Below are 15,629 nucleotides of genomic sequence, written 5' to 3' on the forward strand. Positions count from 1 at the left end.
AAGCGTTGCTATGTACGAATTCATTAAGGGTAACATTGCCGAAATAAGCGCAACGCATGTTGTGGTAGAAGCTTCCGGCGTGGGCTACTTTGTTCATATTTCGTTGAACACTTACAGCACTCTAAACGGTAAAAAGGAAGTGAAAGTTTTTTTGCACCAGGTAGTTCGCGAAGATGCTCATATATTGTATGGTTTTGCCACCACCACCGAACGTGAATTATTTCGTAACCTGATTTCGGTAAATGGAGTTGGTGCCAGCACAGCAAACATGATGCTTTCGTCGTTAAATCCTGAAGAATTAAAAGCAGCAGTAACCACCGAAAATGTGGCGGTATTAAAAGCCGTAAAAGGAATTGGTGCAAAAACGGCGCAACGTATCATAATAGATTTAAAAGATAAACTCGGAAAAATACCCGATTCGGGGCAAATTTTAACCGTGGCAGACAATACTATAAGGAATGAATCGTTATCTGCATTAGTCATGCTTGGTTTTGCAAAGAAAGATGCAGAAAAGGTAGTAACGAAGATACTTCAGGAGCAACCTGATGCAAACGTCGAAAGCGTTATAAAACAAGCATTGAAAAGGTTATAAAATTTACCATTTTCGAAAAAGAAAACCTAACGGGAAGTAGCAACCATTTTTTTCGAAAAGCCTTTGTTGTAGTAATTTTAAAGAAATGACACTTAGCCGAAGTTTACCTAAAATATGCTTCATTCTATTTGTATTTTTTGCCCTTTCAGTTCCTTTCAACGGAGAAGCTCAGGAAGTGCCGGAAATAGATACAACAGGCACATTACCCTATCCTTTTAAAGACCAGCCGGCTTTTGGATATACCGATCAGGATTCAGCGAAATTATACCTCAACAAGCCCAGCAACATAAAATACGAAATTGAGTACGACCCGATTACGGGACAATACGTGTTTTACGAAAAGGTGGGATCGCTGAATTACCGTCTGCCTCAAAGTATGTCGCTCGACGATTACCTTGAATATGATTTCGACAAATCGATTCAGGATTACTGGCGAATGAGAACTCATCAGGAATCGGTTGATGCCCGCGGCGGACTGCTGCCCAAACTGACAATTGGCAGCGAGGCCTTTAACCGTATTTTCGGAGGAAACACCATCAATATTCAGCCGCAGGGTTATGTTGAAGTAAGTTTTGGTTACCAGGTAAATAAAACCGAAAACCCGTCGATTCCCGAACGCTTGCGAAAAGTTCCGACTTTCGATTTCGACGAGAAAATTCAAATGAACGTTACCGGCCAGATCGGTACAAAAATGAATATGCGGGTGAACTACAACACCGAGGCTACTTTTGATTACGAAAACAAAATGAACCTGGAGTACACCGGCGACGAAGATGAAATTCTACAACGTATTGAAGCCGGTAATGTGTCGTTGCCCTTAAACGGTTCGTTAATAACCGGAGCCTCGAACCTGTTTGGTGTTAAAGCCGAAATGCAGTTCGGCAAACTTACACTTACCACACTGTTTTCGCAACACCGCGGCGAATCAAAAACCGTGGAAACCGAAGGAGGCGCCCAGGTGGCCACTTTCGATATGTCAGCAGCCAATTACGATGCCAACCGCCACTTTTTCCTGGCTCAATATTTCCGCGATCACTACAACGAATGGTTGCAAAGCACGGCTGTTCCGCGTTCGCCCATAACCATCAACAAAGTAGAAGTTTGGGTAACCAACAAATCAAACGATTTCGATGATTCGCGAAACATTCTGGCCTTTCAGGATTTAGCCGAACACGATCCGCATATTTACAATCCTATTTCGCAGTTTCAGCAAAATAACGGGCTGCCCTACCCTCAAAATATTTTCCCAAACAACGAGGCCAACGGCCTTTACAATGAAATGAACACCACCTACAACAGTGTTCGTCAGGTACAGAACATTACTAATGTAATGTCACAATTTGGAGAGAATTTTAAAGGCGGAACCGACTTTGAAAAAATTGAGCAGGCACGAAAACTGAACGATTCTGAATTTACCATCAACAAACAATTGGGATATATTTCGTTAAACAGTGCTTTAAATACCGATGAAGTTTTGGCAGTAGCCTTTAACTTTACCTACAACGGGCAAACTTTTCAGGTGGGTGAATTCTCAACCGATGGTATTGATGCGCCGCAAACACTTTTTATGAAGTTGTTGAAAGGCACCAATTTGTCGCCGGGAAAACCTACCTGGAACCTGATGATGAAAAACATTTATAACCTGAATGCCTACCAGTTAACCAGCGACGATTTTGAGTTGAATGTGGTATACCAAAACGACTCTACCGGAACCTACATCAATTACCTGCCCGCATCACGAATCCAGGGACATATTCTTTTGGAGGTAATGCGGCTGGATATGCTTAATTCGCAGCTCGACCCAACAAAAGACGGGGTGTTTGACTTTGTTGAAGGCATTACGGTTAACTCAAACTCGGGGCGTATTATTTTCCCAGTGGTTGAACCATTTGGCAGTCATCTGGCCGATTCCCTTCAAAATCCGTCCGACATTGAGCAATTCACTTTCCAAACGCTATACGATTCTACCCAGGTAAAAGCAGAACAAGATGCCGAGCACAATAAATTCAGGCTTACCGGTAGTTACAAAGGTTCGTCAAGCTCCGATATTGCGCTGGGAACTTTAAACCTTACGCAAGGTTCGGTTACCGTTACCGCCGGTGGACAGGTACTTACCGAAAATGTGGATTATACGGTTGACTACACGTTGGGCCGGGTAAAAATTATTAACCAGGCACTATTGGAAGCCGGAACTCCGATTCAGGTAGCAACCGAAAGCGAAGACCTGTTTACCATGCAGCGCAAAACCCTGATGGGAACACATGCCAACTATGCTTTCTCCGATAATTTTAACATTGGAGCAACCATGTTGTGGATGAACGAACGCCCTTTAACTGAAAAAGTGGATTATGGTGAAGATCCGATTTCGAACATGATATACGGAATGGATGCCCGCTACAACACCGAAGCGCCTTTTATCACAAAAGCATTAGACGCACTGCCTTTTTATAGTACAACTGCCACTTCATCAATTGATGTTGAGGCAGAATTTGCCCAACTGATTCCGGGAAGTTCAAAATCGATTAACGGAGCTGTTTATATTGATGATTTTGAAGCCACTAAAACAGCTATTGATATGCGAACCCGTTCAGCGTGGATGTTGGCAAGTACACCGCAGAACCAAAACAATATGTTTCCGGAAGCCAACCTGAGTAACTCGCTCGAGTACGGTATGAACCGTGCAAAGTTGGCGTGGTACAATATAGATCCCTTGTTTTTGAGAAACAATTCGCTGACTCCCGATTATATAAAAGATGACCGAAATTTACAATCGAACCACCTGGTGCGTGAGGTGTTCGAACAAGAGATATTTCCGGAACGTGAATTTACAACCGGCGAGCCAACAAACATTGCAGTACTCGATCTGGCTTTTTATCCAACAGAGCGTGGTCCGTATAACTACGATACCGGTAACTCAAGTAATGCGGCAGGTGTAAACCCCGATGGTACTTTACGCGATCCGGAGTCGCGCTGGGGGGGTATTATGCGCGAAATACAAACCAGCGACTTTGAAAATGCCAACATCGAATACATCGAATTCTGGATGATGGATCCATACGTTGATCCGGATGATGATTGGGGCCCACTTGAACCGATGGAAAATGAAGGAGAACTGTATTTCAACCTTGGAGAAATTTCGGAAGATGTATTAAAAGACTCGCGAAAATCTTTTGAGAACGGATTACCTACAACTGCCGAACCGACGAATGTCGACACCACCATTTGGGGACGCGTTTCAACACAACAATCGCTGGTAAATGCTTTTGATAACACAGTAAATTCGCGCGAGTATCAGGATATTGGTTTTGACGGACTGAACGATGACGATGAACAGTCTCACTTCCAGCAATACCTGCAGGAACTTGAACTAAAAGTAAATAACGCGGTTTACCTGAAAGCATTGGACGATCCATCCTCAGATAACTTCCACTATTTCCGCGGATCGGATTACGACAGGGATCAATTAGGCATTTTAGCACGTTACAAACAATACAACGGCCCCGAAGGTAACTCGCCAACTACGGAAATGTCACCGGAAAGCTATCCTACGTCGGCAACCACACTGCCTGACATCGAAGACATTAACGATGACAATACGCTCAATGAATACGAACGCTATTTTCAATACAAGGTTAGTATTAGAAAAGAGGACATGGTTGTTGGACAAAATTACATTGTTGATAAAAGAAGCCGGCCTGTTCAGCTAAAAAATGGGAAAACAGGAGAAGCAGCGTGGTATCAGTTTAAGATTCCGGTAACTAAACCTGATGCAGTAATTGGCGGTATCAACGATTTTAGTTCCATTCGTTTTATGAGGATGTTCTTACACGGTTTCCAGGATTCTGCTGTTATGCGTTTTGCCACACTCGACCTTGTTCGTGCGGATTGGCGTCGTTACACCGGCGATATTTTGGAAAATGGCGGAACTCCTTCACCAAATGCGCAATTCGATATTTCGGCAGTAAGTATTGAGGAAAATTCAGGCCGCTCTCCGGTTAACTACATATTGCCTCCTGGAGTATCAAGGGTAATCGATCCGGCCAATCCACAGTTGCGCCAGTTAAACGAGCAGTCGATTGAAATGAAAGTAACCGAACTGGAGCCAGGCGACGCACGTGCGGCATACAAATCGTTGTACATGGATTTCAGAAGGTACAAAACCCTGAAAATGGATGTGCATGCTGAAGAAATTGAAGAATACCCGCTGGAAGACGATGAACTGTATTTCTTTATTCGTTTGGGTTCAGATTATAATTACAACTATTACGAATACGAAGTACCATTGACCTTAACTCCACCCAGTGATAAATATGATGGTAACGTTGAAAGCGACCGTTATATAGTCTGGCCCGATCAGAACCGGATCAATATTCCGCTCGAACTGTTTACCAACCTGAAACTGGAACGTAACGATGCGATGAGAGTCGAAGGCTCAGCCATTTCGATGCAGGATGTTTTTGAAGGTTCGCACAAGGGATGGAACGACGGTAAAAACCGGGTAAAAGTGAAAGGTAGCCCAAACCTGGGTAATGTTGAGGTAATGATGATGGGTGTTCGCAACAAAAGAGGCCAGGTAAACACCGGACCAAAGTCGGTGATTGTTTGGGCCAACGAATTACGCCTTACCGATTTTGATGATGAAGGCGGATGGGCGGCTAATGCACGTGTTTCAACACGTTTGGCCGATTTGGGTAGCGTGGTGGTTGCCGGACGAAAACGTACTGCGGGTTTCGGAAGTATTGATGAAAATATTAACAACAGGATGATCGACGATCTGGATGAAATCGATGTGTCGGCATCAATCGACTGGGGACGCTTCTTCCCTGAACGGGCCGGTGTTCGTATTCCGATGTATTATGGTTACTCCAACAGTACAGCAACACCAAAATATGATCCGGTAAATCCGGATATTGAGTTAAAAGAATCGCTGTCTCATGCACGAACCAGCAGCGAGAAGGATTCGATAAAAAATATATCGCAGGATGTAATTGAGCGAAAAAGTCTCAACTTTACCAACGTGAAAGTGGAGCCACAGCGCCAAAAAGAGAAAACACATTTGTGGGATCCGGAAAACTTTGCTGTTACCTATTCGTACAATGAAACTTCGAAACGAAACATTACTACGGAGTACAACGTGAACAGAACGCACCGTTTTATGTTCTCGTACAACTACAGCAGCCGGCCAAAATTGATTCAGCCGTTTAGCAAAGTTCAGTTGCTGCAAAAAGGGCCTTTAAAATTGATTGGCGACTTTAACTTTTATCCGCTGCCAACACAAATTTCGTATCGTACCGACCTCTTCCGTAAGTACCACGAGCGCCAATCGAGAAATATTACCAATCCAAACCTGATTCTCCCGTCTACCTTCGACAAGGATTTCCTGTGGAACCGTTACCTCGATATCCGATATGATGTTACCCGTTCGTTGAAATTCGATTTCTCATCACGCGGAACTTCGCGAATTGATGAACCAGAAGGCCGGATCAATAAAAATGACGACGATTACGAATGGAAACGCGATTCGATTCTCACAAACCTGTGGGATTTAGGACGGCCAACAATATACAATCACAGTTTTAATGCCACTTACCAGGTGCCACTCCGAAGTATTCGGGCATTAAATTTTATGAGTGGAACAGTTCGCTACGCGGGAACTTACGAATGGGCTGCCGGATCGTTAACCAACGATGACATTAACGTTGGAAATATAATAACCAACTCGCGTAACCTTACTCTTACCGGTAACGCCAACTTCCAAACCCTGTTTAACAAAGTGCCTTATTTTAAAGAGGTTGACCAAAAATTCAGGCGAACAGGACGTGGGCGTGGCAGCCTCAACAGCCGGAGTACAAGAGGAGGTGCAAACCAGCAAACCGAACCACTGCAACGGAAACAGGAAGAAACATTTAGCCGAAGTGCAAAATTTACAGCCGACCAGGGCCAACAATTTGCCCACAAGCTAAATACCAAAAAAGTAAAAGTTCTGGTTACTGATGTGGACGGGAAAACTGTTCCCGGACGAACAAATATAATAGATGCTAATACCATCGAGTTTGTTCCATCGGTTGATGTGCAGCAAGCAATGCTTACCGTTACAGGAAAACGAGGCGATCAGTCATTCATGAAAGACATGTTGGACCTGACCACAAGAATGGTGATTGGAGTGCGGACCTTCACTGTAAACTACAGCAAAAACGGAGGTACTGTTTTGCCGGGATTCCTGCCTGAACCAACGTTGTTTGGAACCGGTAATTTTAGTGGCGATCCGGAATGGGGAACACAAACACTCGATCCGAAGCTGGCTCCGGGACTTCCATTCCTGTTTGGCTGGCAAGACCGAGATTTTGCAATAAAAGCTGCAGAGAACGGCTGGCTGACCATCGACTCAACGTTAAATCAACCGTTCCAGATTATGGAAAACGAGCGGATTAATCTGCGTACATTGTGGGAACCGCTGCCCGATTTGCGAATTGACATCAATGCCAACCGCTCGATATCGAAAAATATCACTGAGTTCTACAACTACGATACAAACTCCGGTAGTTTTGTTGCCAACAGTTATTCCGAAAGCGGAAACTTTAGTATGTCGACTCTGACATTGGGAACTGCCTTCTTTAAAATAGGAAAAGAAGAAGTATCCAGCTCGGATGCTTTCGAAAAAATGAAAGAGAACCGCCTGACTATAGCCAGACGTCTGGCTCAACAGCGTGGCACAAGTGCAGGTTATGATCCGAATGCTCAGAACGAAAACTATCCGGGATACCCCGATGGTTACGGGCCAAACTCGGTGGAAGTTCTTGTTCCGGCATTCCTGGCGGCATATCAAAATAAAGATCCGGAAAGTGTGTCTTTGGGCTTGTTCCCGTCATTAAAATATATCCGTCCGAACTGGAGCATTCGTTACGAAGGAATGGTATCGCGTATTCCGGGGCTGAATAAAGTAATGCGTTCGATGAATTTCCAACATACCTATCGCTCAACCTACAACGTTGGGTCGTATGCCACCAACCTGAATTTTATTGCTGCAGAAGATGGCTACACCATGGTGCGCGACCTGGCCGATAACTTTGTTCCTGCATACGATTTTAATACGGTAAGTATCGTTGAAGCTTTCAATCCGCTGATCAATATCGACATCATGTGGCTTAGCGACCTCACTACACGCGGAGAGATCAAACGTGCTCGTAACCTGAACCTGTCGTTATCGAATAACCAGCTTACAGAGATACTGAGCAACGAATATACTTTTGGATTAGGTTACCGATTTACACGAATGGATTTGATCATTAAAACAAAAAATTCGCAACAGGCTTACTCTAACGATTTAAATGTTCGTGCTGATATTTCGTACCGGAAAACAAAAACACTTTTACGCCAGTTGGACGATGACAGCAACCAGATTACTGCAGGACAAGGTAACTTTACCTTAAAAACCTATGCCGACTACCGCTTGAGCGATAAATTTGAAATGCGTGTGTATTACGATCGTATTATTAACGATCCGTTTACCTCGCTATCGTACCGTACAACCAATGCGAATTTTGGGGTAAGTTTCCGTTTCACACTGGCTAACTAATTGTTAATCCAACTTTATTTGAGAAATAGTTTTTTGAAGCTTCTGCCAACAATATTTTGATATTTCAAAAAAAACGTTTTTCTTGCAGAAGATTAAAATTAAAAAATGCAAAAAATAAATACAATATGGCTTCCGTGGTGGGGTCTTCTTACGTAAGTTAGGAGTTAAGAGCCATATTGCTATTTTTAAAGATATGACAGGCCTGCTTCTAACAAAAGCAGGTTTTTTTGTTTTATAGATAAATTATTATGAGAACAAACAATAACATTTGGTGGTGGCGTAACAACTTTTTACAAATATCGTGAAGAGAGGATACGTCATTGCATAAACTTAAAGCGGCTCATCGGATTTCACGGTGAGCCGTTTTTAGTTTAAACCAGAATATAACAACACCCCTCCTGACCTCCCCGAAGGGGAGGAAATCTCCCCCTTCGGGGGATAAAGGGGGTCAAAAAAATAAACAAAGAACAAAACATAAAAACAAAATGGAAAAACTCAATTTTAAACCTGTCGTACGTAAAATACTTGCCGACACCGTAACTCCGGTTAGCATTTATTTACGACTTCGCACGCTTTATCCTAAGTCGATATTGCTGGAAAGCTCCGATTACCACGGAGTTGAAAACGCTTACTCATTTATTGCTTTTAACCCAATTGCCAATTTTAAAGTCACAAACGGCGAGGTTGGCATCGATTTGCCGGGCAGAGCGCAAGAAAACTTTAGCCTTTCTCCCGAAAAGAAATTGCATGATGAGCTGGACAAGTTCTTCAAAACATTTAATGTTGATTCGGATGAAATTGAATTGCCGGCCAACGGTTTATTTGGCTACCTGAATTTCGATGCCATTCAACATTTCGAAAGCATTCGTTTTTCGTCACCAAAAACCGAAGAATATCAGACGCCGGAAGTACACTACAGCTTTTATAAATATGTAGTGGCCATCGATCACCACAAAAACCAAATCCACATTGTAGAAAACTTGTTGGAAGGCGAAGAGTCGCAAATGGATTACGTTCATCATTTGTTGGTGAACCTCAACTTTTCAACGGCAAGTTTCGATGTACGCGGCGAAGAAAAATCGAATATCACTGATGAAGAATACATGCACATGGTAACCAAAGGCAAAGAGCACTGCTACCGTGGCGATGTTTTCCAAATCGTTTTGAGCCGCCAGTTCTCGCAGGAATTTGTTGGCGACGATTTTAATGTATATCGCGCACTTCGTTCAATCAATCCATCGCCGTACCTGTTCTACTTCGACTACGGCACTTACAGTATTTTCGGATCGAGTCCGGAAGCTGAAATCAGAATAAAAGACAACAAAGCATACATTCACCCCATTGCCGGAACGTTTAAACGAACCGGAAATGATGATCAGGATCGTGAGCTGGCTGAAAAGCTGAGCAAAGACCCCAAAGAAAATGCTGAGCACGTGATGTTGGTAGATCTTGCCCGTAACGATCTGAGCAGAAATGCCAATAATGTAATTGTGGAAACCTACCGCGAGGTACAATTCTTCTCGCATGTGATTCACCTGGTTTCGCAGGTTTCGGGAGAAATTACCAGCGATACCAACCTGATAAAAGTACTGGGAGAAACGTTCCCGGCCGGAACACTTTCGGGTGCACCAAAGTATAAAGCCATGGAACTGATCGACAAATACGAAAACCAGAACCGGGGTTATTACGGCGGTTGTATTGGTTATCTTGGTTTTGATAATTCGGTGAACCATGCGATTATGATTCGCTCGTTTTTGAGCAAAGACAAAAAGCTGTTTTATCAGGCGGGTGCAGGTATTGTCGCCGACTCGCAGGAAGAGAGTGAACTGCAGGAAGTGAATAACAAACTGGCTGCCTTGAAAAAGGCTATTGAAATGGCTAAAGGAATTAATTAAAAACTTGAAACGATGAAGATATTAGTTATCGATAATTACGACTCATTTACCTACAACCTGGTACATGCCATAAAAAAGATTTCAGGCCAGCCGGTTGATGTATTTCGCAACGACCAGATTGCGTTGGAAGAGATTGACAAATACGACAAAATCGTTCTTTCTCCGGGTCCCGGAATTCCTGAAGAAGCAGGTCTTTTACTCGACATTATCAAAGCTTATGCACCAAAGAAAAGTATGCTGGGCGTTTGTTTGGGGCATCAGGCGATTGGAGAAGCTTTTGGGGGCAAACTACATAACATGAATCGTGTGCTGCACGGAATTGCCACCCCCGTAAAACAAACCGGAATTAAATCGCCGTTGTTCGAAGGGCTACCCGAATCATTCGATGTGGGCCGTTACCACTCGTGGATCGTTCAGGATGAACAACTGCCCGAATGTTTTGAAGTTACCAGCTACGACGAAGATGGACTGGTAATGTCGATGCAGCACAAAGAATACGATGTACAGAGTGTGCAGTTCCACCCGGAATCGGTACTTACCCCGCTGGGCGAAAAAATGATCGAAAACTGGTTGAATCCGAACAAGTAGTAAATCAAATTCAAAAAACTCAACTGCTTAAAAATGAAAGAAACATTACAATACCTATTTGAAGGTAACACCCTCACGCGCGAAGAAGCAAAAGCTGCCTTAACCGGCGTTGGGAAAGGCCTTTATTCTGAAGCCGAATTTGCCGCATTTCTAACCGTTTTTAAAATGCGTCCGTTGCAGTCGGAAGAACTGGGAGGTTTTCGCGATGCCATGGCGGAACTCAGCAAAAAAGTTGATCTGTCAGACTACAACGCAATCGATATTGTGGGCACCGGCGGCGACGGCAAAAACACGTTCAACATCTCTACACTCTCGTGTTTTGTTGTTGCTGGTGCTGGTGTGAATGTCACCAAACATGGCAATTATGCCGCCACTTCAAACAGCGGCTCATCAAACGTTTTGGAATTTCTGGGCTACGAATTCAGTAACGAAACAGACAAACTAAAAAGCGACCTGGAAAAAGGAGGATTTTGCTTTTTACATGCTCCGCTTTTTCATCCGGCAATGAAACACATTGCTCCGGTACGCAGGGCCTTAAAAGTGCCAACTTTCTTTAATATTCTTGGGCCGATGATCAACCCCTCGGAACCAAAATACCAGCTACTTGGAGTGAATAACAGTTTAAATTTCGATTACTACAAGAACGTGTATAAAACACTGAATGTTAACTTTGCCATTGTGAACAGTATTGATGGCTACGACGAAATTTCGCTGACTGCCGACACACACTTTGCCACAAAATCAGAAGAAAAACTGGTGTCACCGTCAGAATTTGGATTGCCACAGGTTGCTCCTGAAAAACTTTTTGGTGGAGAATCGGTGGAAGACGCTGCAAAAATATTTATCGATGTTCTGAAAGGTAACGGAACAACAGAGCAAACAAATGTTGTTCTTGCAAACGCGGCCGTTGCATTGCAGGTTGTTTTTTCGGATAAAACATTAACGGAATGTGTTGAAATGGCGCGCGAATCTTTACTCAGCGGAAATGCGTTGAAAAAGTTGGAAGCAGTTACAAACAAGTCCTTTTAAGACAGAGCAAATAAAAGACAATGAATATTCTTGATAAAATAGTAGCAACAAAAACACAAGAAGTAGCTGCCCAGAAAAAAGTGGTTAGCATTGAGCAGCTTGAAAAATACCCGGCTTTTGCGAGAAAATGTAATTCGCTAAAGGAAAACCTGCTTAAAGAAGATGCTTCAGGTATTATTGCAGAATTTAAGCAAAAATCGCCATCAAAAGGAGAGATTAACTTTTCAGCAAAAGTGGAAGAAGTAACTACAGCATACAACGCCGCAGGCGCTTCGTGTCTTTCGGTCCTCACAGATTTTGAATACTTTGGTGGCACATTGGCGAACCTGGCAAAAGCACGTGAAGCCAATCCCGATATCCCGATTTTGCGTAAGGATTTTATGATCGATACTTACCAGATTGTGGAAGCTAAAGCTTATGGCGCGGATGTGATCCTTTTAATTGCCGCGTGTCTTTCAAAAGAAAAGGCACTGGAACTGGCAAAAAAAGCCAAAGAATTGGGATTGGATGTGTTGATGGAAATCCACAATGCCGAAGAGTTGGAGATCGTTAACGACTATGTTGATGTTGTGGGCGTAAACAACCGTAACCTGAAAACTTTTGAGGTGAGCGTTGAAACTTCGGTGGAGCTTTCGCAACTTATTCCGGCGAAATTTGTAAAAATATCGGAAAGTGGTTTGGCAGGAGCTGCCGAGATCAAATACCTGAAAGAGCATGGTTTTAAAGGCTTTCTTATTGGTGAGACCTTTATGAAAACCGACGATCCCGGTGTGGCTTGTAAAAAACTGATTGAAGAGATTAGAGATTAAAATCACCCCTTTAATCCCTCAAGGGGGCAATTATCCCCTTGAGGGATTAAAGGGGTGAAACTTAACAAGTGAATAGATGACAAAAAACCTAAAAATAAAAGTTTGCGGGATGAAATTCACGCAAAATCGTGAACAGGTGGAAGCGCTTGGCGTTGACCTGCTAGGCTATATTTTCTATGGCCCTTCGAAACGATTTGTTGGTGATACACCCGATGCCGGACTCTTTCAATCTGACAAACCCAAAGTGGGTGTTTTTGTAAACGAGAATGCATTTGAAATTCTGGGTTTGGCAAAGAACTTTGGTTTCGAATACATTCAATTGCACGGCAAAGAAAATCCAAAAACCTGCGGATTATTAAAAAATCAGGGTCTAAAAGTACTAAAGGCCTTTCCTATGGATGATGATTTTAAATTTGCGACAACAGCAGCCTATGAGGAAAACGTGGATTATTTCTTATTCGATACCAAAACCAAAGAGCATGGTGGTTCGGGTAAAAAATTCAATTGGCAGATACTGGAAAACTACACCGGGAATACACCCTTTTTTCTCAGTGGCGGAATTGGCCCTGACGACGCTGCAGAAATTAAAGAACTAAATCATCCGATGCTTGCCGGATTAGATCTGAATAGTGGGTTTGAGGATGAACCCGGATTAAAAAACATTGAAAAACTAAAACATTTTATTGCGCAAATGAAAGCAGAATAAATGCTGTTTTTTTTGCGCCAAAGCAATACAGATTATGAAATATCAAGTAGATGAAAAAGGATATTACGGCGAATTTGGCGGGGCATGGATACCCGAAATGATGTTCACCAATGTTGATGAACTCAAGCGCCGCTACCTTGAAATTATAGAATCAGATTCGTTCAAAAAAGAATTCGATCAGCTATTAAAAGATTATGTGGGGCGTCCGTCACCGCTGTATTATGCCAGCCGCCTTTCGGAACATTACGGCAGCAGAATCTACCTCAAAAGGGAGGATTTGAACCATACCGGATCGCATAAACTGAATAACACCATCGGGCAAATTCTATTGGCACAACAACTGGGCAAAACCCGCATTATTGCCGAAACGGGTGCCGGACAGCACGGCGTGGCAACTGCAACTGTTTGCGCCCTGAAAGGTATTAAATGTATCGTTTACATGGGAGCACTGGATGTTTCACGCCAGGCACCAAACGTAAAAAAAATGAAAATGCTCGGTGCCGAAGTAATTCCTGTGCACAGCGGTAACAAAACACTTAAAGATGCCACCAACGAAGCCATGCGCGACTGGATCAACAATCCGGAAGATACGCATTACATTATCGGTTCAGTGGTTGGGCCACACCCCTACCCCGACATGGTTGCTCGTTTCCAATCGGTTATCAGTGCCGAGATGAAAAAACAACTGCTGGAACAAACCGGATCGGAATTCCCGACACGTATTTTGGCATGTGTAGGCGGAGGAAGTAATGCCGCCGGAGCTTTTTATCATTTCCTGGATGACGAGCAGGTGGAACTAATCGGAGTGGAAGCTGCCGGAAAAGGAGTTGACACCAACGAAACTGCAGCAACTTTAACTGTTGGAACTCCCGGCGTCTTACACTCGAGCCGAACTGTATTAATGCAAAATGAGGACGGACAAATTACCGAACCATATTCCATCTCTGCCGGACTGGATTACCCGGGAATAGGGCCGTTACATGCGCACCTTTTTAAAACCGGTCGAGCAAAGTTTCTGGCTGCCACCGACGAGGAAGTTTTACAGGCAGTGTTGCTGCTAACACAAAAAGAAGGCATTATTCCGGCACTGGAATCAGCTCATGCGCTTGCGGCACTGGATAAAATAAAAATGAATCCTGACGATGTGAATGTGATTAACCTTTCGGGCAGTGGAAACAAGGATATGGAAACTTACCTGGATTATTTTGGATATTAACCTCGGACTTCCGACTTCGGGCTTCCGACTATTTCAATAAAAATGAACAACAGAATCAATCAACTTTTCGAAAGAAAAAAAGAAAACATACTCTCGGTATATTTTACTGCCGGGTTCCCCAATCTGAACGATACCGTTGAAATTATTCAGCAGCTGGAAAAAAATGGCGTCGACCTCATCGAAATTGGTATGCCTTTTTCCGATCCTACAGCTGACGGTCCAACCATTCAGCGCACCAGCGAAATTGCCTTAAAAAACGGCATGTCAATCAAAGTACTTTTCGAGCAATTAAAAACCATTCGTGAATCGGTTTCTATACCACTGGTTTTAATGGGATACTTAAATCCTGTATATCAATATGGCGTAGAAAAGTTTTGCCAAAAGTGCAACGAAATTGGCATAGACGGAACAATTCTGCCCGACCTTCCGTTGGATGAGTTTGAAGCAAACTACAAAACTATATTTGAACAAAACAACCTGCACAATATTTTGCTGATTACGCCACAAACGTCGGAAGCACGCATTCGACAGATCGATGATGCCAGCGAAGGATTTATTTACATGGTGTCATCGTCGTCGACAACAGGTGCCGGCAAAAAAGTGGAAGATTTCCATGCGGACTATTTTGAGCGCATTCAGGCAATGAATCTCAAAAATCCGCGCCTTATCGGGTTTGGAATTTCGGATAATGCCACATTTACAAATGCCTGTAAATATGCCAGCGGAGCCATTATCGGAAGTGCCTTTGTAAGTTCATTCAGCGAGGAAGTAAAAACTGCCGATTCGGTTGCCCAATTTGTAAAAAACATGCTAACGGCCGACTAATGTGTGACTGCTAAAAGTTTAACAAAAATAAATGTTCTGAAACATGATTTAGGTAGAACCGATCTAAATAACACATGCTCAGCGTAATAGAATGTGGTCGCTGAAAAAGACTCGTTAATTAGTGTTAAAGGATATTTTACAGCATACTTTAATTCAATTTTGGATGTTATTTTTAGTAACGAACAATAAAAGAAGAAGCCATGTTAGAATACGCAAAAGTAATTCTACCCAAAGTTAGTTTTAGCAAAGAATTGTTCAGTAAAGAGTTATCCAAATGCATTAACTGGGTAGAGCCCGATCAGTTGCAGAACTTACGCAACTGGTGCTATGAAAATTTTAAAGAGATGTACCCCGATGTACTGGCAGAAGCATTTGCCGGCATCGCGGCTTAAA

The 15,629-nt window shown here is 43.1% G+C and carries 10 protein-coding genes; all 10 read left to right on the forward strand.

The genetic code is table 11. The features are described from left to right. Window positions 1-10 precede the first annotated feature (10 nt). Complete coding sequence (gene ruvA, locus G4420_RS02400) at window positions 11-592, forward strand: Holliday junction branch migration protein RuvA (protein WP_163322003.1); 582 nt, start codon at window positions 11-13, stop codon at window positions 590-592. 85 nt (window positions 593-677) lie between these two features. Beyond that, on the forward strand, window positions 678-8,168 hold the full coding sequence (gene sov / locus G4420_RS02405) for a T9SS outer membrane translocon Sov/SprA (protein WP_163322004.1): 7,491 nt from the start codon (window positions 678-680) through the stop codon (window positions 8,166-8,168). A 485-nt stretch (window positions 8,169-8,653) separates the two neighbouring features. Then, a complete protein-coding gene (locus tag G4420_RS02410) occupies window positions 8,654-10,063 on the forward strand; it encodes an anthranilate synthase component I family protein (RefSeq protein ID WP_163322005.1) in 1,410 nt (469 codons plus the stop codon). 12 nt (window positions 10,064-10,075) lie between these two features. Next, window positions 10,076-10,651, forward strand: a complete 576-nt coding sequence (locus G4420_RS02415; RefSeq protein ID WP_163322006.1) for an anthranilate synthase component II — start codon at window positions 10,076-10,078, stop codon at window positions 10,649-10,651. A 33-nt stretch (window positions 10,652-10,684) separates the two neighbouring features. Then, window positions 10,685-11,680, forward strand: a complete 996-nt coding sequence (gene trpD / locus G4420_RS02420) for an anthranilate phosphoribosyltransferase (RefSeq protein ID WP_163322007.1) — start codon at window positions 10,685-10,687, stop codon at window positions 11,678-11,680. Between the two features lie 20 nt (window positions 11,681-11,700). After that, window positions 11,701-12,489: an indole-3-glycerol phosphate synthase TrpC gene (trpC, locus tag G4420_RS02425; RefSeq protein WP_163322008.1), complete on the forward strand. Its 789-nt coding sequence runs from the start codon at window positions 11,701-11,703 to the stop codon at window positions 12,487-12,489. A 76-nt stretch (window positions 12,490-12,565) separates the two neighbouring features. Further along, window positions 12,566-13,195, forward strand: coding sequence for a phosphoribosylanthranilate isomerase (locus G4420_RS02430; protein ID WP_163322009.1), 630 nt, complete (start codon window positions 12,566-12,568; stop codon window positions 13,193-13,195). A 34-nt stretch (window positions 13,196-13,229) separates the two neighbouring features. Then, window positions 13,230-14,411 (forward strand): tryptophan synthase subunit beta, encoded by a 1,182-nt coding sequence (gene trpB, locus G4420_RS02435; protein WP_163322010.1) that lies wholly within the window; start codon window positions 13,230-13,232, stop codon window positions 14,409-14,411. Between the two features lie 42 nt (window positions 14,412-14,453). Then, entirely contained in the window at window positions 14,454-15,236 is a 783-nt protein-coding gene (gene trpA / locus G4420_RS02440; RefSeq protein WP_163322011.1) for a tryptophan synthase subunit alpha, read from the forward strand. A gap of 200 nt (window positions 15,237-15,436) precedes the next feature. Beyond that, a complete protein-coding gene (locus G4420_RS02445; protein WP_045026390.1) occupies window positions 15,437-15,628 on the forward strand; it encodes a hypothetical protein in 192 nt (63 codons plus the stop codon). The last annotated feature ends 1 nt before the right edge of the window (window position 15,629 follow it).

The sequence above is a fragment of the Draconibacterium mangrovi genome (genome assembly GCF_010586825.1).
In the GTDB taxonomy this organism is placed as follows: Bacteria; Bacteroidota; Bacteroidia; order Bacteroidales; family Prolixibacteraceae; genus Draconibacterium; species Draconibacterium mangrovi.

Coding starts and splice junctions, on each gene's coding strand:
- ruvA (WP_163322003.1), top strand. CDS start 11: ATGTACGAATTCATTAAGGGTAACATTGCCGAAATAAGCGCAACGCAT.
- sov (WP_163322004.1), top strand. CDS start 678: ATGACACTTAGCCGAAGTTTACCTAAAATATGCTTCATTCTATTTGTA.
- G4420_RS02410 (WP_163322005.1), top strand. CDS start 8,654: ATGGAAAAACTCAATTTTAAACCTGTCGTACGTAAAATACTTGCCGAC.
- G4420_RS02415 (WP_163322006.1), top strand. CDS start 10,076: ATGAAGATATTAGTTATCGATAATTACGACTCATTTACCTACAACCTG.
- trpD (WP_163322007.1), top strand. CDS start 10,685: ATGAAAGAAACATTACAATACCTATTTGAAGGTAACACCCTCACGCGC.
- trpC (WP_163322008.1), top strand. CDS start 11,701: ATGAATATTCTTGATAAAATAGTAGCAACAAAAACACAAGAAGTAGCT.
- G4420_RS02430 (WP_163322009.1), top strand. CDS start 12,566: ATGACAAAAAACCTAAAAATAAAAGTTTGCGGGATGAAATTCACGCAA.
- trpB (WP_163322010.1), top strand. CDS start 13,230: ATGAAATATCAAGTAGATGAAAAAGGATATTACGGCGAATTTGGCGGG.
- trpA (WP_163322011.1), top strand. CDS start 14,454: ATGAACAACAGAATCAATCAACTTTTCGAAAGAAAAAAAGAAAACATA.
- G4420_RS02445 (WP_045026390.1), top strand. CDS start 15,437: ATGTTAGAATACGCAAAAGTAATTCTACCCAAAGTTAGTTTTAGCAAA.